20 protein-coding genes and 2 tRNA genes are annotated in these 23,726 nt (G+C 60.6%); 17 read left to right on the forward strand and 5 right to left on the reverse strand.

The genetic code is table 11. From position 1 onward, the window contains the following. Positions 1–45 precede the first annotated feature (45 nt). Positions 46–603 carry a cysteine hydrolase family protein gene (locus tag BW33_RS21985; RefSeq protein ID WP_047601183.1) on the reverse strand — a complete coding sequence of 186 codons (558 nt, stop codon included), beginning with the start codon at positions 601–603 and terminating at the stop codon, positions 46–48. A 284-nt stretch (positions 604–887) separates the two neighbouring features. On the opposite strand from BW33_RS21985, the gene BW33_RS21990 reads away from it, so the two are divergent. The 10 genes from BW33_RS21990 (at position 888) to pdeM (ending at position 14,141) form a co-directional block, all read left to right on the forward strand. Then, positions 888–3,335 (forward strand): penicillin acylase family protein, encoded by a 2,448-nt coding sequence (locus tag BW33_RS21990; RefSeq protein ID WP_047601185.1) that lies wholly within the window; start codon positions 888–890, stop codon positions 3,333–3,335. 190 nt (positions 3,336–3,525) lie between these two features. Further along, positions 3,526–4,560 carry a ligase-associated DNA damage response exonuclease gene (locus BW33_RS21995; protein ID WP_047601187.1) on the forward strand — a complete coding sequence of 345 codons (1,035 nt, stop codon included), beginning with the start codon at positions 3,526–3,528 and terminating at the stop codon, positions 4,558–4,560. After that, complete coding sequence (locus tag BW33_RS22000; protein WP_047601188.1) at positions 4,557–6,245, forward strand: ATP-dependent DNA ligase; 1,689 nt, start codon at positions 4,557–4,559, stop codon at positions 6,243–6,245. Before BW33_RS21995 ends, BW33_RS22000 begins: the two co-directional genes overlap by 4 nt. A 387-nt stretch (positions 6,246–6,632) precedes the next feature. Further along, a complete protein-coding gene (locus tag BW33_RS22005) occupies positions 6,633–7,415 on the forward strand; it encodes a transporter substrate-binding domain-containing protein (RefSeq protein ID WP_042557957.1) in 783 nt (260 codons plus the stop codon). 56 nt (positions 7,416–7,471) lie between these two features. Further along, on the forward strand, positions 7,472–8,200 hold the full coding sequence (locus tag BW33_RS22010; protein ID WP_047601190.1) for an ABC transporter permease: 729 nt from the start codon (positions 7,472–7,474) through the stop codon (positions 8,198–8,200). Continuing rightward, a complete protein-coding gene (locus BW33_RS22015; protein WP_047601191.1) occupies positions 8,197–8,907 on the forward strand; it encodes an ABC transporter permease in 711 nt (236 codons plus the stop codon). Before BW33_RS22010 ends, BW33_RS22015 begins: the two co-directional genes overlap by 4 nt. A gap of 10 nt (positions 8,908–8,917) precedes the next feature. Then, positions 8,918–10,036 (forward strand): succinylglutamate desuccinylase/aspartoacylase family protein, encoded by a 1,119-nt coding sequence (locus BW33_RS22020; protein ID WP_047601192.1) that lies wholly within the window; start codon positions 8,918–8,920, stop codon positions 10,034–10,036. 13 nt (positions 10,037–10,049) lie between these two features. Beyond that, positions 10,050–10,814: an ABC transporter ATP-binding protein gene (locus BW33_RS22025; protein WP_047601193.1), complete on the forward strand. Its 765-nt coding sequence runs from the start codon at positions 10,050–10,052 to the stop codon at positions 10,812–10,814. A 184-nt stretch (positions 10,815–10,998) separates the two neighbouring features. Next, on the forward strand, positions 10,999–13,488 hold the full coding sequence (locus tag BW33_RS22030) for a ligase-associated DNA damage response DEXH box helicase (RefSeq protein ID WP_047601194.1): 2,490 nt from the start codon (positions 10,999–11,001) through the stop codon (positions 13,486–13,488). Then, positions 13,485–14,141 (forward strand): ligase-associated DNA damage response endonuclease PdeM, encoded by a 657-nt coding sequence (pdeM, locus tag BW33_RS22035; RefSeq protein ID WP_047601196.1) that lies wholly within the window; start codon positions 13,485–13,487, stop codon positions 14,139–14,141. Before BW33_RS22030 ends, pdeM begins: the two co-directional genes overlap by 4 nt. A gap of 46 nt (positions 14,142–14,187) precedes the next feature. Here the strand turns inward: pdeM and BW33_RS22040 are convergent, their stop codons facing one another. Then, complete coding sequence (locus BW33_RS22040) at positions 14,188–14,394, reverse strand: hypothetical protein (RefSeq protein ID WP_003222309.1); 207 nt, start codon at positions 14,392–14,394, stop codon at positions 14,188–14,190. Positions 14,395–14,497: 103 nt separating this feature from the next. After that, on the reverse strand, positions 14,498–15,064 hold the full coding sequence (gene dcd / locus BW33_RS22045; protein WP_003222308.1) for a dCTP deaminase: 567 nt from the start codon (positions 15,062–15,064) through the stop codon (positions 14,498–14,500). A 353-nt stretch (positions 15,065–15,417) separates the two neighbouring features. Here dcd and BW33_RS22050 point away from each other — a divergent pair, with 353 nt between their 5' ends. Continuing rightward, positions 15,418–15,627: a cold-shock protein gene (locus BW33_RS22050; RefSeq protein WP_002554837.1), complete on the forward strand. Its 210-nt coding sequence runs from the start codon at positions 15,418–15,420 to the stop codon at positions 15,625–15,627. A gap of 141 nt (positions 15,628–15,768) precedes the next feature. Here BW33_RS22050 and BW33_RS22055 read toward each other — a convergent pair whose 3' ends face one another. After that, positions 15,769–16,776: a DUF481 domain-containing protein gene (locus BW33_RS22055; protein ID WP_027614345.1), complete on the reverse strand. Its 1,008-nt coding sequence runs from the start codon at positions 16,774–16,776 to the stop codon at positions 15,769–15,771. Positions 16,777–16,941: 165 nt separating this feature from the next. Between BW33_RS22055 and BW33_RS22060 the strand changes: the two genes are divergently transcribed. The 4 genes from BW33_RS22060 to BW33_RS22075 all read left to right on the forward strand — a co-directional run bounded on the left by BW33_RS22060 (position 16,942) and on the right by BW33_RS22075 (position 21,714). After that, complete coding sequence (locus tag BW33_RS22060) at positions 16,942–17,295, forward strand: MGMT family protein (protein WP_047601199.1); 354 nt, start codon at positions 16,942–16,944, stop codon at positions 17,293–17,295. Positions 17,296–17,338: 43 nt separating this feature from the next. After that, positions 17,339–18,898, forward strand: a complete 1,560-nt coding sequence (locus tag BW33_RS22065; RefSeq protein WP_047601201.1) for an AmpG family muropeptide MFS transporter — start codon at positions 17,339–17,341, stop codon at positions 18,896–18,898. 129 nt (positions 18,899–19,027) lie between these two features. Beyond that, the gene (locus BW33_RS22070) at positions 19,028–20,743 is read left to right on the forward strand and encodes a proline--tRNA ligase (protein WP_047601203.1); all 1,716 of its coding nucleotides are present in this window, start codon (positions 19,028–19,030) and stop codon (positions 20,741–20,743) included. Between the two features lie 17 nt (positions 20,744–20,760). Next, positions 20,761–21,714 (forward strand): hypothetical protein, encoded by a 954-nt coding sequence (locus BW33_RS22075; protein ID WP_027614341.1) that lies wholly within the window; start codon positions 20,761–20,763, stop codon positions 21,712–21,714. Positions 21,715–21,812: 98 nt separating this feature from the next. On the opposite strand, the gene dinB is transcribed toward BW33_RS22075, so the two are convergent. Beyond that, the gene (dinB, locus tag BW33_RS22080; protein WP_047601204.1) at positions 21,813–22,874 is read right to left on the reverse strand and encodes a DNA polymerase IV; all 1,062 of its coding nucleotides are present in this window, start codon (positions 22,872–22,874) and stop codon (positions 21,813–21,815) included. A 280-nt stretch (positions 22,875–23,154) separates the two neighbouring features. On the opposite strand from dinB, the gene BW33_RS22085 reads away from it, so the two are divergent. Next, positions 23,155–23,231, forward strand: a tRNA-Met gene (locus BW33_RS22085). A gap of 220 nt (positions 23,232–23,451) precedes the next feature. Next, a tRNA-Met gene (locus BW33_RS22090) sits at positions 23,452–23,528 on the forward strand. Positions 23,529–23,726 lie beyond the last annotated feature (198 nt).

A 23,726-nucleotide genomic window follows, 5' to 3' on the forward strand; every position in this document is an offset into this window, starting at 1 on the left:
AGCTGGCCTGCCAGCGATGAGGCCGGCACATTCACCAAAGCACTGTCAGACAGCCGCCAGAATCTGCTTCGCGCTGACCACCGTCGCATACTCCCCGTGCAAATTCCCCAGCGACATCCCGTGCACCTCTTCGGCTGAACGTAGCGTGCCGAAGTAATCGGCCTTGTCGAAGGTGAAACACGCATCCTCCGCCACCCACGTCGCAAACCCCAGATTGCCCGCCGTACGCGCCGTGGACTCCACTGAGTTGTTGGTCGCCACGCCAACAATGATCAATTGCCCGATCCCTGCCTCACGCAACTGCGCTTCCAGCCCCGTGGCACACAATGCATCCGGCACCTGCTTCTGGATCAGCCATTCGCCGTCGTGCGGCAAGAATCTCTGCTGAAACTCCACCCCTGACTGCCCGGGCCAGAACACCGAATCCGGTTCACGCGACAGGTGCTGCACATGAATCACCGGCCGCCCGCTACTGCGCCACGCCCTCAGTAAATCGAGCATGCGTTCTTCGGCCTGTGGGTTATTCCGCCGCCCCAGGCGCGGCTGCAGAATGCCTTGTTGCTGGTCGATGATGATCAGTGCCGCGTTGGCCTGAAGCTCCATGGCGTTTTTTCTCATGCAGGATCGTTGAGTTCCGCAGTTCAGCATCACCTCCACGTATCAGGCAAGCGCATAAGATCAACCCGCCAAGATCAAAAGATCGCAGCCTGCGGCAGCTCCTGCAGGGTGTACTCAATTCAATTTAGGAGCTGCCGCAGGCTGCGATCTTTTCCATTCGACAGAAATACACAAATAACCCCCGCGCCCGCTTGCGCGGCCACCTCCTGCTCACTAACGTAGCGGCTTTATTGCGCCCTCAGCCTCTACACCCCCGCAGGAGCTTTGCCATGGCCTCGCCAGCCCTTACACATTTTCTTCCCCGGTTCGGCGTCGCCGCAGCAGTGACCGGTGTCTTGAGCCTGTCCGGTTGCCAGACCTGGAACGCGCAGGACACTCTCCCGCCCACCTCCGGCGTGCAACCGCTCAAGGGCCTGGCGCAGAACGTTTCGGTGCGACGCAATGCCATGGGCATGCCGTTGATCGAAAGCAACAGCTTCCACGATGCGCTGTTCACCCTCGGTTACGTGCACGCCAGCGACCGCATCAACCAGATGGTCACCCTGCGCCTGTTGGCCCAGGGCCGTCTGGCGGAAATGTCCGGCGCCTCGATGCTCGATGCCGACCGTTACATGCGCGCGGTCAACCTGAAGAAAAGCGCCGACGAGCTGTACAAGGCCTCGTCGCCAAGACTAAAGCGCTTCTTCGAAGTCTATGCGCGGGGCGTCAACGCCTACCTGTTCCGCTATGCCGACAAACTGCCGGGCGATCTCGCTTCCAGCGGCTACAAACCGGAATACTGGAAACCGGAAGATTCGGCACTGATGTTCGCGTTGCTGAACTTCAGCCAGTCGGCCAACCTGCCGGAAGAGATTTCCTCGCTGGTGCTCGCGCAAACCGTGACCAGCGACAAACTCGCCTGGCTGACCCCGTCCGCACCGGACGAGAACTTGCCAATGGCCGAGGCCGAAAAGCTGCAAGGTCTCAAGCTCAACGGGCAGATTCCTGGCCTCACCGAGCTGAGCAACGCCGGCCAACAATTGGCGACGGTGAATCTGCTCGGCACCAGCACCTCGAACAACTGGGCGATTGCCCCGCAACGCAGCCGCAGCGGCAAGAGTATCCTCGCCAGCGACAGCCACGGCCCACTGGCCGCGCCGTCGCTATGGACCTTCGTGCAGATCCGCGCGCCGAAATATCAGGCCGCCGGTGTCACCGTTGCCGGTTTGCCGATGGTGCTCGGTGGTTTCAACGGCAAAGTCGCGTGGAGCGCCACCAGCGTGCTCGGCGACAACCAGGACCTGTTCCTGGAAAAAATCCGCCGTCAGGGCAACAGCCTGACCTATGAGGTCAACGGCAAATGGCAGCCGCTGGGCGTGCGCAACGAAACCTATTTCGTCAAAGGCCAGCGGCCGATTCGCGAAGCGGTTTACGAAACCCGCCACGGCGCGCTGCTCAACAGTGCTCAGGCCGTACAGGGCAACGGTTTTGGCTTGGCCCTGCAAACCCCGAGCTTCACCGACGACAAATCGCTGGACGCCTTTTTTGACCTGACCCGCGCGCAGAACGTTGAACGTGCGTCGGACGCCAGTCGCGAGATCCGCGCCATCGCCCTGAACATGGTGTTCGCCGACGCCAGCAATATTGGCTGGCAAGTCACCGGGCGTTTCCCCAACCGGCGCGAAGGCGAAGGCCTGCTGCCATCGCCGGGTTGGGAGGGTCGCTACGACTGGGACGGTTACGCCGACCCGATGCTCCATCCGTACGATCAGGACCCGACCCAGGGCTGGCTCGGCACCGCCAACCAGCGGGTCATTCCTCACGGCTACGGCATGCAGTTGTCCAACTCGTGGGCGGCACCGGAACGCGGCGAACGTCTGGCAGAACTGGCCGGCAGTGGCAAACAGGACGGTCGCAGCGTGATCGCCATGCAGTACGACCAGACCACCACCTTCGCTGCCAAACTGAAGAAGATGTTCGAAGCGCCGGGCATGAAGCAGCCACTGAAGCAGGCAATCGATGCCCTGCCGGAAGCGGATCGCAGCAAGGCGCGCGAAGCGTTTACCCGATTGATGGCGTTTGACGGCAAGCTCAGCCCGACGTCGGCCGATGCGGCGATCTATGAACTGTTCCTGCAAGAAAGCATGAAGCAGATCTTCCTTGACGAGCTCGGCCCCGAGTCGAGCCCGGCGTGGAAAGTCTTTATCGCCAACGGTGACTTGTCCTACGCGGCACAAGCCGATCACCTGCTGGGGCGCGAAGACAGCCCGTTCTGGGATGACATCCGCACCCCGCAGAAAGAAGACAAGGCGCAGATTCTGGCGCGCAGTCTGGCGGCCGCGATCAACGCTGGCGACCGTCAATTGGGTGGCGATCGCAAGGCCTGGCAGTGGGGCAAACTGCACAGCTACACGTGGAAAAACGCCAGCGGCCAGACCGTTCGCGGCCCGCTGGCAGCTGGCGGCGATCACACCACGCTCAATACCGCGGCGTTTGCCTGGGGTCAGGACTTCAACACCACGCGTGCGCCGTCGATGCGCTTCATCGTCGACTTCAGCCAGAGCGAGCCGCTCATGGGGCAGAACGGCACTGGCCAGTCCGGCAACCCGGCCAGCCCGAACTACCTCAACGGCATCGACGCCTGGCTCAAGGGCCAGTACATCGGCTTGCCGCTGCAGCCGCAGAACTTTGACCGGGTGTATGGCAAGACGCGTTTGACCCTGACTCCGGGCAAATAAACGCAGTTCCCTTTTGGGAGCGAGCCTGCTCGCGAAGACGGAGACACAGTCAGAATAGATGTGTCAGTTAAACCGCTTTCGCGAGCAGGCTCGCTCCCACATTGGTTTTGTAGCGACTCTAAAATAATCGATAGAACTTCCGGACTCGCGCCAACCTCATAGCTAACAAGCCCCCCATTCTGGTAACGACATGGACCTTGTTATCGCCCGCCCCGAAGGTTTGTACTGCCCTGCCGGGGATTTCTACATTGATCCGTGGCGCCCGGTCGAGCGCTCGGTGATCACCCATGCCCACGGCGATCACGCCCGTAACGGCAATCAGCATTATCTGGCCAGCAGCGCCAGCGAAGGGATTTTGCGTGCGCGTCTGGGTCAGGACATCAACCTGCAAACCCTCGCCTACGGTCAGCGGCTGACCCACCACGGCGTGACCTTGAGTTTCCATCCCGCCGGGCATGTGCTCGGTTCGGCCCAGGTACGTCTGGAATACGGCGGCGAAGTCTGGGTCGCATCCGGCGATTACAAGATCGAACCCGACGGCACCTGCGCACCGTTCGAACCGGTGCGCTGCCACACCTTTATCACCGAATCGACCTTCGGCCTGCCGATCTACCGCTGGCAACCACAGGCGCAGGTGTTCAGCGAGATCAACCAGTGGTGGCAGGCGAACATCGCCGCCGGCAAGGCCAGCGTGTTGTTCTGTTATTCATTCGGCAAAGCTCAGCGGATCCTGCACGGCATCGACGCCAGCCTCGGCCCGATCCTCAGTCACGGTGCCGTCGAACCGCTGAACCGGGTCTACCGCGAGGCCGGCGTGTACCTGCCGCCGACGATCTACGCCGGCGACATCAAAAAATCCGACCCGATCATGCGTCAGGCGCTGGTCATCGCCCCGCCCTCGGCCGGTGGCAGCACCTGGATGCGCCGTTTCGGCGACTTCAGTGACGCCTTTGCCAGCGGCTGGATGCGCCTGCGCGGCACCCGCCGGCGGCGCGGCGTGGATCGCGGTTTCGTGCTCTCGGATCACGCCGACTGGCCCGGCCTGCTCTGGGCCATCGAACAGACCGGCGCCGAACGGGTGATGGTCACCCACGGCTCGATCGGCGTGCTGGTGCGCCATCTGCGTGAACAAGGCCTGGATGCGCAGGGCTTCAACACCGAATACGGCGACGATGAGGAGGAAAACATCGACGCCGAACCTGCCATCGCCGAGGTGCAAGCATGAAAGCTTTCGCCGAGTTGTACGCCGAACTCGACGCCACCACGTCCAGCAACGCCAAACTGGCCGCCATGCAAGCCTATTTCGCCCAGGCTGCACCGCAAGACGCTGCATGGGCGGTGTACTTTCTGTCCGGTGGGCGCCCGCGGCAACTGGTGCCGGTGCGCATCCTGCGCGAACTGGCGGTGGAGGTCTCGGGGTTGCAGCCGTGGCTGTTCGAGGAAAGCTATCAATCCGTCGGCGATCTGGCGGAAACCATTTCGCTGGTGCTGCCGGAAAATTCGCACAGCTCCGAAGCCGGCCTTGCCGAATGGATCGAAGACAAGCTGCTGCCACTGCGTGGTGAAACCCCGGAATACCTCGCCCGCCAACTGCCCGCCCTATGGTCGCAACTGGATCGGCCGAGCCTGATGCTGTGCATCAAGTTGATCACCGGCAGCTTCCGCGTTGGCGTGTCGAAACTGCTGGTCACTCGCGCGTTGGCGTCGATGGCCGGCCTCGACAGCAAACGCGTGGCGCAGCGACTGGTGGGTTACACCGACCTGTCGAACCGGCCGAACGCGGCCAGCTACCTGAAGCTGATCGCCCCTGAATCCGCCGACGAACACGCGCAACGTGGCGGTCAGCCCTACCCGTTTTTCCTCGCGCATGCCTTGTCGCAACCGGTCGAGGAATTTGAAGCGCTGCTGGGGCCGGCGAGCAATTGGCATGTGGAGTGGAAGTGGGATGGGATCCGCGCGCAGGTGGTCAAGCGCGAGGGTCGGTTGTGGGTCTGGTCGCGGGGTGAAGAGCTGGTGACCGAGCGTTTCCCCGAGTTCGACACACTGGTCCACGCGTTACCCGACGGCACGGTGATCGACGGCGAAATCGTGGTCTGGAAAAGTACCCATCCGAGCACCGAAGACGCCTTCGATCCGCAATCGACCGCGCCACCAGCGGTGCAACCCTTCGCCCTGTTGCAGCAACGCATCGGGCGCAAAACCCTCGACAAGAAAATCCTCGAAGAAGTGCCGGTGGTGGTGCTCGCCTACGATTTGCTGGAGTGGCAAGGCGAAGACTGGCGCAACCGTCCGCAGGCCGAACGGCGTGCGCAACTGGAGCAAGTCATCGCGCACGGTAACAACCCGGTGTTACTGGCCTCACCGATTCTGACCGGCAGTGACTGGTTCGATCTCGCCCGTCAGCGTGAAGCCTCACGGCGACTGGGGGTCGAGGGCATGATGCTCAAGGCTCGCGATGCCCTGTATGGCGTGGGCCGGACCAAAGACATGGGCGTGTGGTGGAAGTGGAAGGTCGATCCGTTCAGCGTCGACGCAGTATTGATCTACGCCCAGCGCGGACATGGCCGGCGCGCCAGTCTATACAGCGATTACACCTTCGCTGTGTGGGACGGCCCGCCCGAATCCAGCCAACGAGCGCTGGTGCCGTTCGCCAAGGCGTATTCGGGGCTGACTGACGAGGAGATGCGCCAGGTCGACAGCATCGTGCGCAAGACCACCGTGGAAAAATTCGGCCCGGTCAGCAGCGTCAAGCCGAGTCTGGTGTTCGAGTTGGGTTTCGAAGGGATTGCCCTGTCGCGACGGCACAAGAGCGGCATTGCCGTGCGCTTTCCGCGAATGCTGCGCTGGCGGCAGGACAAGACGGTGGATGAAGCAGACAGTCTGGCGACGTTGCAGGATTTGCTGGCCTGACCCGGTTTGCCGGGACATTCATCACCTTTGACCGAACGAAGTTCCTGTGGCGAGGGAGCTTGCTCCCGCTCGACTGCGCAGCAGTCGCAAAATGACGGTCTGTCTGAAAAACGCAGGGGAGTGCTTCGCCCTCCAGCGGGAGCAAGCTCCCTCGCCACAACGGCTCGTTTTATCCCTTGTAAATGCATGTCTCGACCCAACATGGTGCAGCCTTCAACAGCCGCCCATTCCCGTGCACCAATCCCTCTCCCTCCTCCCTCCCCCAACCTTTTAAAACACTTGTTCGGGACTCTGGTTCGGAAATTGCTACTTTCTATAGGTCGTACGCGTTCCAGTAACAATAATTCTGCGCCACAAGCGCTCATATTGGTTCTTAGGGATTGAATAATGAAAAAAGCATTGCTGACCCTTTCTGCACTGGCGTTGTGCATGGCTGCCGGCTCCGCGCTGGCCAAGGAATACAAAGAGCTGCGTTTTGGCGTTGATCCTTCCTACGCACCGTTCGAGTCGAAAGCGGCCGACGGCAGCCTGGTGGGCTTCGACATCGACCTGGGCAACGCGATCTGCGCCGAGCTGAAGGTCAAGTGCAAATGGGTCGAAAGCGATTTCGACGGCATGATTCCGGGCCTCAAGGCCAATAAATTCGACGGTGTGATCTCGTCGATGACCGTGACCCCGGCCCGCGAGAAAGTCATCGACTTCTCCAGCGAACTGTTCTCCGGCCCGACCGCTTATGTGTTCAAGAAGGGTTCCGGCCTGAGCGAAGACGTCGCGTCCCTCAAGGGCAAAACCGTCGGCTACGAGCAAGGCACCATTCAGGAAGCCTACGCCAAAGCCGTGCTGGACAAGGCTGGCGTGAAGACTCAGGCCTATCAGAATCAGGACCAGGTTTACTCCGACCTGACTTCCGGTCGCCTCGATGCCGCCATTCAGGACATGCTGCAAGCCGAACTGGGCTTCCTGAAGTCGCCAAAAGGCGAAGGCTACGAAGTCAGCAAGCCAGTCGACAGCGAATTGCTGCCGGCCAAAACCGCTGTCGGTATCAAGAAAGGTAACACTGAGCTGAAAGCGCTTTTAGATAAAGGTATCAAAGCGTTACACGACGACGGCAAATACGCCGAGATTCAAAAGAAACACTTTGGCGATCTGAATCTGTACAGCGGCAAATAATGCCCCGGCGCCCATCCTCGATGGGCGCCTTTTCCATCCGCTCAGGTTGCTGATTTATGTTCGAAAACCTCTTACAAAATCTGGGGCTCTCCGCGTTCAGCCTTCAGGGTTTCGGCCCATTGCTGTTGCAAGGCACCTGGATGACCATCAAATTATCGGCGATGTCGCTGCTGGTGGCCGTGTTGCTCGGCCTGCTCGGCGCCAGTGCCAAGCTGTCAAAAGTCAAACTGCTGCGTCTGCCCGCCCAGCTCTACACCACGCTGATTCGCGGGGTGCCGGATCTGGTGCTGATGCTGCTGATCTTCTACAGCCTGCAAACCTGGCTGACGTCGCTCACCGACTACATGGAATGGGAATACATCGAGATCGACCCGTTCAGTGCCGGGGTGCTGACCCTGGGCTTCATTTATGGCGCGTATTTCACCGAAACCTTCCGCGGGGCGATCCTTGCCGTGCCGCGCGGTCAAGTCGAAGCCGCCACCGCCTATGGCCTCAAGCGCGGCCAGCGCTTTCGCTTCGTGGTGTTCCCGCAAATGATGCGCTTCGCCCTGCCGGGCATCGGCAATAACTGGATGGTGATGCTCAAGGCCACCGCGCTGGTGTCGATCATCGGCCTGGCCGATCTGGTCAAAGCCGCGCAGGACGCCGGTAAAAGCACCTATCAACTGTTCTACTTTCTGGTACTTGCCGCCTTGATCTATCTGCTCATCACCAGTGCTTCGAACGTCATCCTGCGCTGGCTCGAGCGCCGTTACGCCGCCGGCGCACGGGAGGCCGTACGATGATCGAACTCCTGCAGGAATACTGGAAACCCTTCCTTTATACCGACGGCACCAACATCACCGGTCTGGCGATGACGATGTGGCTGCTCAGCGCGTCGATCTTCATTGGCTTCCTGGTGTCGATCCCGCTGTCGATTGCCCGGGTGTCTTCGCATTTCTATGTGCGCTGGCCGGTGCAGTTCTACACCTACCTGTTCCGTGGTACGCCGCTCTACATCCAGTTGCTGATCTGCTACACCGGGATCTACAGCCTGGCTGCCGTGCGCGCGCAGCCGTTGCTCGACAGTTTCTTTCGCGATGCGATGAACTGCACGATCCTCGCATTCGCCCTGAACACCTGCGCCTACACCACGGAGATTTTCGCCGGGGCGATCCGCAGCATGAACCACGGCGAAGTCGAAGCGGCCAAGGCCTACGGTCTGACCGGCTGGAAGCTGTATGCCTACGTGATCATGCCTTCAGCCTTACGGCGTTCGCTGCCGTATTACAGCAACGAAGTGATCCTGATGCTGCACTCGACCACCGTGGCCTTCACCGCGACCATCCCCGATATCCTGAAAGTCGCCCGGGACGCCAATTCGGCGACCTTCCTGACCTTCCAGTCGTTCGGCATCGCCGCGCTGATCTACCTGACCATCACCTTCGCGCTGGTCGGCCTGTTCCGCCTCGCCGAACGCCGCTGGCTGGCATTCCTCGGGCCGACCCACTAGGAAACCTGTAATGCGACACCAGATCCATGACCTGTTGGCCCCGGTGCCGGGGACCGCACGACAGATCCACAGCTTCCACTTCGGCCCGGAGCAGGCCCAAGGCAAGATCTACATCCAGTCCTCGCTGCATGCCGACGAAATGCCCGGCATGCTCGTGGCCTGGCACCTCAAGCAGCGGCTGGCGGAACTGGAAGCCGCCGGGCGCCTGCGCAGCCAGATCGTGCTGGTGCCGGTGGCCAATCCGGTCGGCCTCGAACAAGTGCTGATGGACGTGCCGCTGGGCCGTTACGAGATGGAGAGCGGGCAGAATTTCAATCGCTGGTTCGTCGACCTCAGCGAAGAAATCGGCAACGACATCGAGGGCAAGCTGGGCGACGACCCGCAACGCAACCTTGAGCTGATCCGCGCCAGCCTGCGCAACGCCCTCGCCCGCCAGACGCCCGCCACGCAACTGCAATCCCAGCGCCTGACCCTGCAACGGCTGGCGTGCGACGCCGACATGGTGCTGGACCTGCATTGCGATTTCGAATCCGTGGTTCACCTCTACACCACGCCCGAAGCGTGGCCGCAGGTCGAGCCGCTGGCGCGCTACATCGAAGCACAGGCCAGTCTGCTGGCCACCGATTCCGGCGGCCAGTCGTTTGACGAATGCTTCACCCTGCTGTGGTGGCAACTGCAGGAACGCTTTGGCGAGCACTTCGAGATTCCGCTGGGCAGTTTTTCGGTGACCGTGGAGTTGCGCGGCCAGGGTGACGTCAATCACCCAATGGCCAGTCGAGACTGCCAGGCCTTGATCGATTATCTGATCCAGTTCGATGCGATCGTCGGCGAGACCAAGCCGCAGCCGCCCTTGCCTTTCCCTGCCACGCCGCTGGCCGGCGTCCAACCGGTGACCACGCCGGTGGGCGGCTTGCTGGTGTACACCGCCACGGCCGGGCAGTACCTGCAAGCCGGGCAACAGATTGCCGAAATCATCGACCCGATCCACGACCGGGTCACCCCCATTCATTGCACTGCCGCCGGCCTGCTGTACGCCCGCTCGCTGCGGCGCATGGCCACTGCCGGCATGGTGATCGCCCATGTGGCGGGCGCCGAAGCCTATCGCAGCGGCTACCTACTTTCGCCTTGAGGATGTCTGTCCCATGTACAAATTGACTGTTGAAGGTCTGCACAAAAGCTATGGCGACCATCAGGTACTCAAAGGCGTTTCGCTCAAGGCCAAAACTGGCGACGTGATCAGCCTGATCGGCGCCAGCGGCTCGGGCAAAAGCACCTTTTTGCGCTGCATCAACTTCCTCGAGCAACCCAACGACGGCGCCATGAGCCTCGATGGCCAGGCGATCAGCATGATCACCGACCGTCACGGCATGCACGTCGCCGACCCGAATGAACTGCAACGCCTGCGCACGCGACTGGCGATGGTGTTCCAGCACTTCAACCTGTGGAGCCACATGACCGTGCTGGAAAACATCACCATGGCCCCGCGCCGGGTGCTGGGTTGCAGCAAGCAGGAAGCCGAAGACCGCGCCCGCCGTTACCTGGACAAGGTCGGCCTGCCGGCGCGGGTTGCCGATCAGTACCCGGCGTTTCTCTCCGGCGGCCAGCAACAGCGGGTGGCGATCGCCCGGGCACTGGCGATGGAACCGGAAGTGATGCTGTTCGACGAACCGACCTCGGCGCTCGACCCGGAGTTGGTGGGTGAGGTGCTGCGGGTGATTCAGGGTCTGGCTGAAGAAGGCCGGACGATGATCATGGTGACCCATGAAATGAGCTTCGCCCGTAAGGTCTCCAGCCAGGTGTTGTTCCTGCATCAGGGGCTGGTGGAGGAAGAAGGCGCACCGGAAGATGTGCTGGGCAATCCGAGAAGCGAACGGCTGAAGCAGTTCCTCAGCGGTAACCTCAAGTAACCCCGGATCCCCCGTGTAGGAGCTGCCGCAGGCTCGGGCCGCGTTCGGACGATCTTTTGATTTTGCTTTTCAAGATCAAAAGATCGCAGCCTGCGGCAGCTCCTACAGGGGATGCGGTGTGATTAAACCTTTCGTACGTCGGCGTGGTCACTGGAAGAACACTTCCAGAGCGCGCGCAGCAGGCATGGCGAAACTCCCCGACCTCGCAAAAACCTGGTTCAGCGCACGCAAATGGAAGCCGTTCGCCTTTCAAAAGCAGGTGTGGGCCGCCGTCAGACAAGGTCAGTCGGGGTTGCTGCACGCCAGCACCGGCGCTGGTAAAACCTATGCGGTGTGGTTCGCCGCGCTCAACCGCTTCGCCCGTTCAGCCGCGCCCGCAGCCACGACCAGCAAACGCAAACCCCATAGCGAACCGCTGACCGTGTTGTGGATCACGCCGATGCGTGCTCTCGCCGCCGACACCGCACGCGCCCTGCAAGCACCGGTCAGCGATTTGCAGATTCCGTGGAGCATCGGTCTGCGTACCGGCGACACCAGCAGCGCCGAACGTGCGCGTCAGGGCCGGCGCCTGCCGACCACGCTGATCACCACCCCGGAAAGCCTGACCCTGCTGCTCGCCCGTGCCGACGCCAAGGCTGCCTTGTCGAGCCTGCGGATGATCGTCGTCGATGAATGGCACGAACTGCTCGGCAACAAACGCGGCGTACAGCTGCAACTGGCCCTCGCCCGCCTGCGTCATTGGCAACCGGACCTGATCGTCTGGGGCGTGTCCGCCACCCTCGGAAATCAATCCCACGCCGAACAGGTGCTGATCCCACAGGGTGGCGGCATCAGCGTGCAGGGCCAGAGCGAAAAATCACTCAAGGTCGACACCTTGATCCCACCCGCCATCGAGCGTTTTCCGTGGGCCGGGCACATCGGTCTGAAGATGCTGCCGCAAGTGGTCGCCGAACTGGACGCCTGTGCCAGCAGCCTGGTGTTCACCAACACCCGTGCGCAGTCGGAAATCTGGTATCAGGCGCTGCTCGAAGCGCGGCCGGACTGGGCCGGACTGATCGCGCTGCACCACAGTTCACTGTCCCGCGAGACCCGCGACTGGGTCGAGCAAGCGTTGAAGGACGGGCAATTGAAAGCCGTGGTCTGCACGTCGAGCCTGGATCTGGGCGTGGACTTTTTACCGGTGGAACGGGTGCTGCAAATCGGCTCGGCGAAAGGCGTGGCGCGGCTGATGCAACGCGCCGGGCGCTCCGGTCACGCGCCGGGGCGCACCTCGCGAGTGACGCTGGTGCCGACCCACAGCCTGGAGCTGATCGAAGCCGCCGCTGCAGGCGACGCCGTGGCGCAACGACTCATCGAACCGCGTCTGTCGCCGCACAAACCGCTGGATGTGCTGGTGCAGCATCTGGTCAGCATGGCGCTGGGCGGAGGCTTTATTCCCGAGGAGCTATACGAAGAAGTCCGAGGGGCCTGGGCCTATCGTGACCTCACGCCGGCAGATTGGGCCTGGGCGTTGGCTTTCGTACGTCACGGCGGGCTTTCTCTTACAGCCTATCCGGATTACCGCCGGGTCGAACCGGATGAACACGGCGTCTGGCGTGTGCCCGATGCGCGATTGGCACGCCGTCATCGCATGAGCATTGGCACCATCGTCAGCGACGCGAGCATCAATCTGAAATTCTGGAGCAAGGGTGGTGGCGGCAAGCAGTTGGGCAGTGTCGAGGAAGGTTTTATCGCGCGGCTGAAACCGGGCGATGGCTTTCTGTTTGCCGGGCGCCTGCTGGAGTTGGTGCGGGTGGAAAACATGACCGCGTACGTCAAACGCAGCACCGCGAAAAAAGCCGCCGTGCCGCGCTGGAATGGCGGGCGGATGCCCCTTTCCAACGAACTGGCCGCCGCCGTGGTCAGTCGTTTCACGGCGGCAGCGCGCGGTGAGTTCGTCGGCCCGGAAATGCAGGCGCTGCAACCGTTGCTGCAAACCCAGGTGCGCTGGTCGGGTCTGCCCACCTCCGCCAATCTGTTGGCCGAAGTGCTGAAATCCCGCGAGGGCTGGCACCTTTTCCTCTACCCGTTTGCCGGGCGCCAGGTCCATCTGGGGCTTGCCAGCCTGTTGGCGTGGCGCGTCAGCCAGCGCCAGCCACTGACGTTCTCGATTGCGGTCAATGATTATGGGCTGGAGTTGCTCAGCGCCACGCCAGTCGATTGGTCCGGGCAACTCGATGCGGCGCTGCTCAGCCCCGAGCATCTGTTACGCGACGTGCTGGCCAGCCTCAATGCCGGTGAGCTGGCGTTGCGGCGCTTTCGCGAGATCGCACGGATCGCCGGGCTGGTATTCGCCGGCTATCCCGGCGCGCCGAAAAGTACCCGTCAGGTGCAGGCCTCCAGCGGATTGTTCTTCGAAGTGTTCAAGCAATACGACGCCGACAACCTGCTGCTGGCCCAGGCCGGGGAAGAAGTCCTACGGGAAGAACTGGATATTCGTCGTCTGGAACAGACATTGGAGCGGATCAACCGGATGAAACTGGACATGCACCTGATCAAACGTCCTACACCGCTGGGTTTTCCGTTACTGGTCGAACGCATGCGCGAAAGCATGAGTTCGGAAAAACTCGCCGACCGCATCCGACGCATGGTCGGCGACCTGGAGAAATCCGCCGACAAGGGTCAAGCCTCATGAGCGCAGCTTATCCAGTGCGCCTGGCCGGCGAAGAACTCTGGCTACTGCCGGAAAAGGCCCTGTACTGGCCAGCGCAACAGGCACTGCTGATCGCCGATGTGCATTTCGGCAAGGCTGCGGCGTACCGCAGCCTCGGCCAGCCGGTGCCGCAGGGAACCACGGCGGCGAACATCGAAGTGCTCGACCGCTTGCTGGCGAGACTGCCCTGCCGGCAGTTGATTTTCCTCGGTGACTTTCTGCACGGCCCCGGTTCGCATGCGGCGGGCACGCTGAATGCCTTGGTCGAATGGCGCGCACGTCACGCGGATCTGCCGATGACGCTGATTCGCGGCAACCACGACAAACGTGCCGGGGATCCGCCCCTATCGTTGAACATCAGGGTAGTACCGGAACCGCTGCTGCTCGGGCCGTTTGCCCTGCAACACGAACCCGACCCGCATCCCGAACGGCATGTGCTGGCCGGGCACGTGCATCCGGTCTATCGGCTTAACGGCAAGGGGCGGCAGAGTTTGCGTCTGGCGTGTTTCCGGCTGGGCGAACGTTTGAGCCTGTTGCCGGCGTTTGGCGCGTTTACCGGCGGCTATCCGGTAGAGAAAGACGACACCTGCAGGATTTTTGTCATCGGCGACGACGAAATATGGCCAGTCAGCTGAGGTCTTGGGCAAACCTCAGCTGACTGGCCATTCATGGAGTAGCGGCTCAGGCCACTGGCGCGGGTGGTGGCTCGTCCGGCAGCGTCGGCTCGCCCGGCTCGGTCGGTTGTTCGTTGGGGGTGTCGGGATCAGGCTGACCAGGAATCCCGCCAGCCATGTTCAGCGGGTGGGCCAACAAGGACCAGGCCAAAACGCCAACCTGATTGGGCTCAAGCCTTGCCAGTTCGGCGGTGATATGCGGATCGATCTTCATGGAACCCTCCTCGGCGAAGGCCCGCTTTGCCAGAAGCAAAAACGGGCAGTACACCCCATAGAGTGTCTGCCCGCCAAAGAATTCCCGCGAACTGCCGGATGGATCAGGTACGCGGCAGAGTCACGCCACGCTGGCCCTGATATTTGCCGCCGCGATCCTTGTACGAAACTTCGCACTGCTCGTCGGATTCGAGGAACAGCATCTGCGCTACGCCTTCGTTGGCATAGATTTTCGCCGGCAGATTGGTGGTGTTGGAGAATTCCAGCGTCACGTGACCTTCCCACTCAGGCTCGAGCGGGGTGACGTTGACGATAATGCCGCAGCGCGCGTAGGTGCTTTTACCCAGGCAGATGGTCAATACGTTGCGCGGAATGCGGAAGTATTCGACGGTGCTGGCCAGGGCGAAGGAGTTCGGCGGAATGATGCAGACGTCGCTGTGAATGTCGACGAAGCTGCCGGCGTCGAAGTTCTTCGGATCGACGATCGCCGAATTGATGTTGGTGAACACCTTGAAATGGTTGGTGCAGCGCACATCGTAGCCGTAGCTCGAAACACCGTAGGAGATCACACGGCTGTCGTCGCTGCCGCGCACCTGGCGCTCGACGAAAGGCTCGATCATGCCGTGTTCCTGCGCCATGCGGCGAATCCACTTGTCCGATTTGATGCTCATGGCGGGTGTCCTGAATAGCGAGGTGGAAAAAATCTGTCCGGCATCTTACCGGGCGCGCCGCCGGGTTCAAAGTCCGCGCTGCAATTCTCGCCGAACACGCAGGAAATACAGGCCCTGGCGACGAACCGTCACACCGTCGATCCCTAAAACAGAGAAACCTTCGCAAGAAACATTGGCACGTTCAGGAAAAAGGGTTAAGGTGGCGCCACTGTGTTGCTTGTGTCACTGAGAATCTCTACACGATATGTTGAATTTCGATCCAACCATCTACAAGAATTTTTCCTGCTCTTTGCACTCAGTCTCGGCCAGGGTTCTTCCTGAGTCGCAGTTATCTTTGTTCAAGGAGTTACACCATGTCTAATCGCCAAACCGGTACCGTTAAGTGGTTCAACGATGAAAAAGGCTTCGGCTTCATCACTCCACAATCCGGTGACGACCTGTTCGTTCACTTCAAAGCTATCCAATCCGACGGCTTCAAAAGCCTGAAAGAAGGCCAACAGGTTTCTTTCATCGCTACCCGCGGTCAGAAAGGCATGCAAGCTGAAGAAGTACAAGTTATCTAACTTGTAGCTTCTTTAGAAAAGAGCCCCGCCCTCAAGCGGGGCTTTTTTGTGGGCGTGTGTTTTTAACGGCCACAAAAAAGATCGCAGTCCGCGACAGCCCTCCTGTAGGAGCTGCCGCAGCTGCGATCCTTCGTTTGTGCCTTACCAGGCCACGCCAAACCCTGCGGTGTAGCGGGTCTTGTTCAAATCCGCATCCTTGGTACCACTGATGATGTCGCGTTCGGCCTTGAGGTTGAGCGACGCCCAGTCGGTGACCTTGTAGCGCAAGCCCATCTCGGCATCCAGCGCGTAGTTGGCTACGTCAGACAGCGGCTTGCCCAGTTCGCCATTGGTGAAGAACTCGACTTTCTTGCCGATCAGGTAGCGGTTGTAATCCCACTTCATGGCGACCGAATAGAAGTTGTCCTTGCCGCCATCGCTGTACTCGTAATCGGTGCGGTTGAGCAGCGAACCGAGCGAGAACGCGCCCAGTTCGTCATCCCAGAACTGGTAACCCGGACCGGTACCGACCACGCGCTGACGCGACAGTTCTTCAACATAGTCACGCTTGTAATTCAGGCGGCCCTGCCAGAACCACTTGTCAGTCAGGAAGCGGTCGAGTGCGTATTCGGCGCGCCAGTTATTGGTGGTGACCTGCTCGTCTTGCACTTCGCGGTTGTACTCGCCCTCGGCGGTGTGCCGCCAGCGGCCATGACGCGCAGTGGTCTTGAAGTCGATGTCGTAGTCGTCGGTGTCCTTTTCCGCCCGCTGATAATCCATCGCCAGGCCTATATTGCCTTTCCACACCAGATCCTCGACCACCGGTTTCGGTTTGAGGATCTGCTGAATGCTCGCCAGCTCCACGGTTTTCGGTGCTTCACCATTGGCCAAGGTGACCTTGCCGTCATCGGCGGCGGTCAGCGACTTGGCTTTTTCACCGTTGTAGGCGTCCTGTTTGACCAGCAGCTCCTGATCGCTTTGCAGGGTCTTGACCTCTTTCCAGTCGATGCTGACCGCACCTGCATACTGGGTCTGAATCAGCAATTTGCCGCCATCGAAAACGGAAATCTTACCGCTCAACTTGTCACCGTTCTTCAACCAGACGGTATCGGCAAGCAGCGGCGTGGAGGCACTGAAGACAGCAAGGCACAACAAGGTTCTGGACAACATAAGCGGATCGAGGGCTCAAGTTTGCGAAAAAGGTCGGCATTATCCGTAGGAATAAGGCCCTGACAAGGACTGACCGGGCGAATTCCCTTGAGTTCATTTCTCATCTGGCCAACGAGCGATTACGCTTGAGCCCGTCGATACGACTATTGTTCAGGAACTGCGCAGGTGAAAGAGCCGAATCATCCCGAGGAAAGCGAAGCGCAAATCCGACGCACGGCGCTTTACTCCACCCTTGCCCAGGTACCTGAAGGCAAGGTGGTCAGCTATGGTCAGTTGGCTGAACTCGCGGGGTTGGGGCGCGCCGCCCGCTGGGTCGGCCGGACCCTGAGCCAATTGCCCGCCGACACCAGGCTGCCGTGGCACCGGGTACTCGGTGCCGGCGGTCGGATCAGTCTGCCGCTGGGCAGCCCCTCGGGGGACGAACAACGGGCACGATTGCGTTCTGAAGGCGTCACCGTCCTGAACAATCGTGTGGATATTCGGCGCCATGGCTGGCGTCCGATAGAGCACAGCGGTTAGAGTGCGCGCTTTGTTTTCGCAATCTTGAGGCAGACTTCAGCCCATGCCCCGTAAAACCTGGCGCGCCGCGCTCGCCGCCTATGCCAGTCCTTCGACGCTCGTGCTGTTGTTGCTCGGTTTTGCTGCCGGCCTGCCGTACATGCTGGTGTTTTCGACGCTGTCCGTCTGGCTGCGTGAGGCCGGCGTTGCCCGTGAAACCATTGGCTACGCCAGCCTGATCGGTCTGGCATACGCCTTCAAATGGGTCTGGTCACCGCTGCTCGACCAATGGCGCCTGCCTTTATTGGGCAAGCTTGGCCGCCGCCGTTCGTGGCTGGTGCTCTCGCAGACTCTGGTGATTCTGGGCTTGATCGGCATGGGCTTCTGTGACCCGCAGAAACACCTGTCCTGGCTGATCGCCATTGCCGTTATCGTCGCTTTCGCCTCCGCCACCCAGGACATCGCGGTAGACGCCTATCGCCTGGAAATCGCCGACGATAGCCGTCAGGCCGCACTGGCCGCCAGTTACATGTCCGGCTATCGCGTCGCCGCCCTGTTGGCCACGGCGGGCGCACTGTTCTTCGCCGAAGGTTTCGGCTCCACTGGCTTCAACTATCAACATTCGGCCTGGACCGGCACCTACGCCCTGTTCGGTGTGTTGATGGTCCCTGCCCTGCTGACTTCACTGCTGATGCGCGAACCGCCAGTGCCACTGCGCACGCAGCTGCAGGCCGGCCGCTACAGCTTCGTGCATCAGCTGGCCTCGGTATTCGTGCTGATCGTGCTGCTGGTGTCGGTTCCGGCGATGTTCACCCAGCTCTACAACACCGATTTCGCCAGCGTACTGTTCGGCCAGATGAGTCCGCTCGACTTGCTGCTCGAAGACCGCGCCTTCCTGCGCGCGATCCTTTATACCCTGCTCACCGGCCTGTGCCTGTCGACCATGGGCCGTCGCGGCCTGGCGCCGGTACTGACCCCGGTCAACGACTTCATCCTGCGCTACCGCTGGCAGGCGTTGCTGTTGCTCGGGCTGATCGCCACCTACCGCATGTCCGACACGGTAATGGGCGTAATGGCCAACGTGTTCTACATCGACCAGGGCTTCACCAAGGATCAGATCGCCAGCGTCAGCAAGATCTTTGGCCTGATCATGACCCTGGTCGGCGCCGGCATGGGCGGCCTGCTGATTGTGCGCTTCGGTATCCTGCCGATCCTGTTCATCGGCGGTGCGGCGTCGGCGGCGACCAACCTGCTGTTCGTGATGCTGGCCGACATGGGGCCGAACCTGCAGATGCTGGTGGTGACCATCTCCCTCGACAACTTCAGTTCCGGGCTCGCGACCTCGGCGTTCGTCGCCTACCTGTCGAGCCTGACCAACCTCAAGTTTTCGGCCACGCAGTACGCCCTGCTCAGTTCAATCATGCTGCTGTTGCCGCGTCTGATGGGCGGTTATTCCGGGGTAATGGTCGAGAAGTTCGGCTACCACAGCTTCTTCATGATCACCGCGCTGCTCGGCGTGCCGACGCTGTTGTTGATCGCCCTGCACTGGTTCCAGGAAAATCGCCGCGCGGGCCCGACGCCAACGCCCGAGCCTGCACCGACCTCCGTCGTCGAAGAGTCGTAGGACATTTCAGCTACGGCGGGAGGATTCCCGCCGTTGAGCCTCACCGCCGAGCGCAATCCTGTACGTCGGCAAATCTCGCCGGTACACTGCTCCGTCATTTCCAGTCATAGCAACCGACAACGGCCAACCATGCGCACCAGTCAATTTTTGCTCGCCACACAGAAAGAAACGCCTTCCGATGCGGTCGTCGTCAGCCACCAGCTGATGCTGCGCGCCGGCATGATCCGCAAACTCGCTTCGGGCCTGTACACCTGGCTGCCGATGGGCTTGCGGGTAATGCGCAAGGTTGAAGCCATCGTTCGCGAAGAAATGAACGCTGCCGGTTCTCTTGAAGTGTTGATGCCGAGCACCCAACCGGCCGAGCTGTGGCAGGAATCGGGGCGCTGGGAAGAATACGGCCCTGAGCTGCTGCGCATCAAAGACCGCCACGGTCGCGACTTCTGCGCGGGCCCGACCCACGAAGAAGTGATCACCGATCTGATGCGCAACGAGTTGAGCAGTTACAAACAGCTGCCGATCAACCTGTACCAGATCCAGACCAAATTCCGTGACGAAATCCGCCCACGCTTCGGTTTGATGCGCGGCCGCGAGTTCATCATGAAGGATGCCTACTCGTTCCACGCCGATCAGGCTTCGCTGCAGGTCACCTATGACCGCATGCATCAGGCGTACTGCAACGTATTCACCCGTCTGGGCCTGAAATTCCGTCCGGTTGAAGCCGACAACGGCTCGATCGGTGGCGCTGGCTCCCACGAGTTCCACGTACTGGCCGAGTCCGGCGAAGACGACATCGTCTTCAGCAACGGTTCCGACTACGCGGCGAACATCGAGAAAGCCGAAGCCGTGCCACGCGAAACCTCGCGTCCAGCGCCGGCAGAAGAGCTGCGCCTGGTCGACACTCCAGACACCAAGACCATTGCTGCACTGGTGGAAAAATTCAATCTGCCGATTGAAAAGACCATCAAGACCCTGATCGTCCACGCTGAAGAGCCAGGCAAACTGATTGCCCTGGTCATCCGTGGCGACCACGAGCTCAACGAAATCAAAGCTGCCCAGCAACCAGGCGTTGCCAGCCCGCTGGTCATGGCTTCCGATGCAGAACTGCGTGACGCCATTGGCGCCGGCGCCGGTTCGCTCGGCCCGCTGAATCTGCCGCTGCCGATCATCATCGACCGTTCGGTCGAGCTGATGAGCGACTTCGGCATCGGTGCGAACATCGATGACAAGCATTACTTCGGCGTGAACTGGGAGCGCGATCTGCCGGTTCCGACCGTTGCCGACCTGCGTAACGTCGTGGCCGGTGACCCAAGCCCGGACGGCAAAGGCACCCTGGAAATCAAGCGCGGCATCGAAGTCGGGCACATCTTCCAGCTGGGCAACAAGTACAGCAAGGCGATGAAGTGCGAAGTGCTGGGCGAGAACGGCAAGCCGGTCACCCTGGAAATGGGTTGCTACGGTATCGGCGTATCCCGCGTGGTCGCTGCCGCCATCGAGCAGAGCAACGACGACAAAGGCATCATCTGGAGCGACACCCTGGCGCCATTCCAGATCGCCCTGGTGCCGCTGCGTTATGAAACCGAGCAGGTGCGCGAAGCCACTGACAAGCTGTACGCAGAACTGACGGCGGCCGGTTTCGAAGTGTTGCTGGACGATCGCGACAAGAAAACCAGCCCGGGCATCAAGTTCGCGGACATGGAGCTGATCGGCATTCCTCACCGGATCGTGGTCAGTGACCGCGGCCTCGCCGAAGGCAACCTGGAATACAAGAGCCGCACCGAGGCCGAAGCGCAAGCGCTGCCGGTCGCCGATGTGCTGTCCTTCCTTCAGGCCCGTATCCGCCGCTGAATCCAGATAGAGACCTCATGTTCAAGCGAAACACCTTGGGCCTCGGTGGTGCCGCCTTGTGCGGCGCCCTGCTGGTCAGCGGCTGTGCCAATCAAATGTCACAACGCAGCGAGCACGAAGAGCGGGTCGAGCGCAAATTGCTCGATCACAGCCTGCAGATCGATGTCGGTGAGCCTAAGGTGCTCGAGCTGCCGCAACGACGCGTGAAGATCAACGAACAGAAGACCTTTGAAGTCACCGAGTTCGAAGTCACCCGCCGTTACGATCGCTACACGCCTTACCAGCCCTGGCGCGAAATCTACGAGATTCCGCTGGGTGCGGTGGCCGTGGTTGCCGGTATCGGCGCCAATGTGGTCAACGTATTCGCCCTGGGCAACCTGCCGGACAGCGTGACCAAGGACTGGTTGAACTACGGCATTGCCGGGGTCAACCCGTTCATGAACGTGCAGTCCCACGGTCGTGCGCAACAGAACCTGGCCGGTATCGATGAAGTCCAGCGCGACAAGCGCACGGAGTATTCGAGCCTGCCGTGGAGCGAGCGCCCGGTGCAGGTCAAGGCCGGCAAGCAGACCTTTGACATGACCACCGACCGCAACGGCGTGCTGCGCCTGAACCTGCTGGACAGTCCGTTCGCCGAAAATGACCTGAATCATATCGGCAAACTGCAGATCAGCGTCGAAGACGGCAAGGATGACGTGCACAGCGATTCATCCCTGGCGATCAGCAGCCATTTGCGCAGCAAGTTGCTCGAAGCGCACGGGTTGATTTACGACGATCTGGAAGACGACGAAGTGAGCCAGTGGGTCCACCGGGTCAAGCGTCTGTCGGAACTGGGTCTGGAAGAAGAAGCCAGCGAGCTGGAGCAAAGCCTGATCGAACTGACGCGTAACGATCCTGAGTTGCAGGCCGAGTTTCTCAAGTCGCTGACCAAGGATGCGGGGCGTCTGGTCGCCGATCCTGGACCGAATTAACAGCAAAAGCTTCGCGAGCAGGCTCGCTCCCACAGTGAAATGCAATCTAATGTGGGAGCGAGCCTGCTCGCGAAGAGGTCCTGACAGACACCGCACATCTACCGTTCAAACAACTCCATCTGCTCAAACCCACCGCGCAAATCCTCCAGCCTCACCCCCACCCCCAACAACCGCACCGGTTTCCCGCCCCGATTGAACGCCTGCGTCAGCATCAACTGATAACTGCCCAGATCGCACCCCGCTCCGGCTTGTTCCAGTGTGGTCTGGGTAAAGTCATGAAACTTCACTTTGACGAACGGCTTGCCCGGTCGATAACTGCTGTCGATCCGCTCCATGCGGGTTTTCAGGGTTTCCAGCAGCTCCGGCAGCTTGTCTAGGCAACTGCGCAGATCCGGCAGATCGACGTCGTAGGTGTTTTCCACGCTGATTGACTGACGGCGGCTGTCGTTGTGCACCAACCGGTCATCGATCCCACGGGCCAGACTCCAGAGTCGCTCACCGAAACTGCCAAATTCGCGCACCAGCGCCAACTTGTCCCACTCGCGCAGTTGCAGGCAATCGACGATACCGAGCTTGCCCAGTTTGTCGGCAGTGACCTTGCCGACGCCGTGCAACTTGCTCACCGGCAAGCCGCTGACAAAATCCTCGACCTGATCCGGGGTAATCACGAACAACCCGTTGGGCTTCTTCCAGTCACTGGCGATCTTGGCCAGAAACTTGTTCGGGGCCACGCCGGCAGACACGGTGATATGCAACTGATTGGAAACACGCCGGCGAATATCCTGCGCGATGCGCGTGGCGCTGCCGCCAAAATGCGCGCTGTCGGAAACGTCGAGATAGGCCTCGTCCAGCGACAGCGGCTCGATCAGGTCGGTGTAATCGCGAAAAATCGTATGGATTTCCTTCGAGGCTTCGCGATAGGCATCCATGCGCGGCTTGACGATAGTCAGGTCGGGGCACAGCTTCAAGGCATGCCCGGATGACATCGCCGAACGCACGCCGTACGCCCGCGCTTCATAGTTGCAGGTCGCAATCACCCCACGCCGATCCGCCGACCCGCCCACCGCCAGCGGCTTGCCGGCCAGGTTCGGGTCGTCGCGCATCTCGATGGCGGCGTAGAAACAGTCACAGTCGACGTGGATGATTTTTCGCTGGGTCATGACAGAAAAGGAAACATGGCGAGCCGGAAACGCAGTATCTCACTGACACCTGTATATAGCACCAGTAGTCTGAATGTTCTTTTCAGGCTGTAGGAAAACAACGATGAATTTATTTCCTCAATCAAAAATCACCGACCGATAGAGCTGAAAGCCTTGCCCCACCTGCCCTGCGCCCCCTTCGTCCGCACCGTAAAAAGCGCTAACCGATTGAACAGGAACAGAATTATCCAGATTCAAGGTTGACAGCCCGGCGATCCTCTGTAGAATGCCGACACACAGACGCGGGATGGAGCAGTCTGGTAGCTCGTCGGGCTCATAACCCGAAGGTCGTCGGTTCAAATCCGGCTCCCGCAACCAAACATCAAAAAAGGCTACTCGAAAGAGTGGCCTTTTTTGTGCCTGTGTGTTTTTCAGACCAGCTTCCGCATCACGCACATCCGGGCGAACAGGAATTCGTTGCATTTCCGAAACTTACCGCACTACTGCGACCGTTTGACGCAAATTCACACTTATTTGACCCTTTACGGGATTAGCGGTTGACACCTCGCCGTTCGCCTGTAGAATGCCGCCACACAGACGCGGGATGGAGCAGTCTGGTAGCTCGTCGGGCTCATAACCCGAAGGTCGTCGGTTCAAATCCGGCTCCCGCAACCAAACATCAAAAAAGGCTGCTCGAAAGAGTGGCCTTTTTTGTATCTGTGAAAAAAGTCCTTTCGCAACAATGATCTGTCACGCTGCAGTGAAACGCTCAGGATCATCAGACCGCCCAGTTGCGACTATGCTTGAGTCGCAGGCAAGACGTCTGCAATCCATGACCCGCCCTCGCCGATCCCGGATGAGAGGCGTAGTATT

The organism is Pseudomonas sp. RIT288 (assembly GCF_000631985.1).
In the GTDB taxonomy this organism is placed as follows: domain Bacteria; phylum Pseudomonadota; class Gammaproteobacteria; order Pseudomonadales; family Pseudomonadaceae; genus Aquipseudomonas.

What these genes read in the sequence shown, in the direction of transcription:
- BW33_RS21985 (WP_047601183.1), bottom strand. Translation starts at nt 603, where the DNA reads ATGGAGCTTCAGGCCAACGCGGCACTGATCATCATCGACCAGCAACAA.
- BW33_RS21990 (WP_047601185.1), top strand. Translation starts at nt 888, where the DNA reads ATGGCCTCGCCAGCCCTTACACATTTTCTTCCCCGGTTCGGCGTCGCC.
- BW33_RS21995 (WP_047601187.1), top strand. Translation starts at nt 3,526, where the DNA reads ATGGACCTTGTTATCGCCCGCCCCGAAGGTTTGTACTGCCCTGCCGGG.
- BW33_RS22000 (WP_047601188.1), top strand. Translation starts at nt 4,557, where the DNA reads ATGAAAGCTTTCGCCGAGTTGTACGCCGAACTCGACGCCACCACGTCC.
- BW33_RS22005 (WP_042557957.1), top strand. Translation starts at nt 6,633, where the DNA reads ATGAAAAAAGCATTGCTGACCCTTTCTGCACTGGCGTTGTGCATGGCT.
- BW33_RS22010 (WP_047601190.1), top strand. Translation starts at nt 7,472, where the DNA reads ATGTTCGAAAACCTCTTACAAAATCTGGGGCTCTCCGCGTTCAGCCTT.
- BW33_RS22015 (WP_047601191.1), top strand. Translation starts at nt 8,197, where the DNA reads ATGATCGAACTCCTGCAGGAATACTGGAAACCCTTCCTTTATACCGAC.
- BW33_RS22020 (WP_047601192.1), top strand. Translation starts at nt 8,918, where the DNA reads ATGCGACACCAGATCCATGACCTGTTGGCCCCGGTGCCGGGGACCGCA.
- BW33_RS22025 (WP_047601193.1), top strand. Translation starts at nt 10,050, where the DNA reads ATGTACAAATTGACTGTTGAAGGTCTGCACAAAAGCTATGGCGACCAT.
- BW33_RS22030 (WP_047601194.1), top strand. Translation starts at nt 10,999, where the DNA reads ATGGCGAAACTCCCCGACCTCGCAAAAACCTGGTTCAGCGCACGCAAA.
- pdeM (WP_047601196.1), top strand. Translation starts at nt 13,485, where the DNA reads ATGAGCGCAGCTTATCCAGTGCGCCTGGCCGGCGAAGAACTCTGGCTA.
- BW33_RS22040 (WP_003222309.1), bottom strand. Translation starts at nt 14,394, where the DNA reads ATGAAGATCGATCCGCATATCACCGCCGAACTGGCAAGGCTTGAGCCC.
- dcd (WP_003222308.1), bottom strand. Translation starts at nt 15,064, where the DNA reads ATGAGCATCAAATCGGACAAGTGGATTCGCCGCATGGCGCAGGAACAC.
- BW33_RS22050 (WP_002554837.1), top strand. Translation starts at nt 15,418, where the DNA reads ATGTCTAATCGCCAAACCGGTACCGTTAAGTGGTTCAACGATGAAAAA.
- BW33_RS22055 (WP_027614345.1), bottom strand. Translation starts at nt 16,776, where the DNA reads ATGTTGTCCAGAACCTTGTTGTGCCTTGCTGTCTTCAGTGCCTCCACG.
- BW33_RS22065 (WP_047601201.1), top strand. Translation starts at nt 17,339, where the DNA reads ATGCCCCGTAAAACCTGGCGCGCCGCGCTCGCCGCCTATGCCAGTCCT.
- BW33_RS22070 (WP_047601203.1), top strand. Translation starts at nt 19,028, where the DNA reads ATGCGCACCAGTCAATTTTTGCTCGCCACACAGAAAGAAACGCCTTCC.
- BW33_RS22075 (WP_027614341.1), top strand. Translation starts at nt 20,761, where the DNA reads ATGTTCAAGCGAAACACCTTGGGCCTCGGTGGTGCCGCCTTGTGCGGC.
- dinB (WP_047601204.1), bottom strand. Translation starts at nt 22,874, where the DNA reads ATGACCCAGCGAAAAATCATCCACGTCGACTGTGACTGTTTCTACGCC.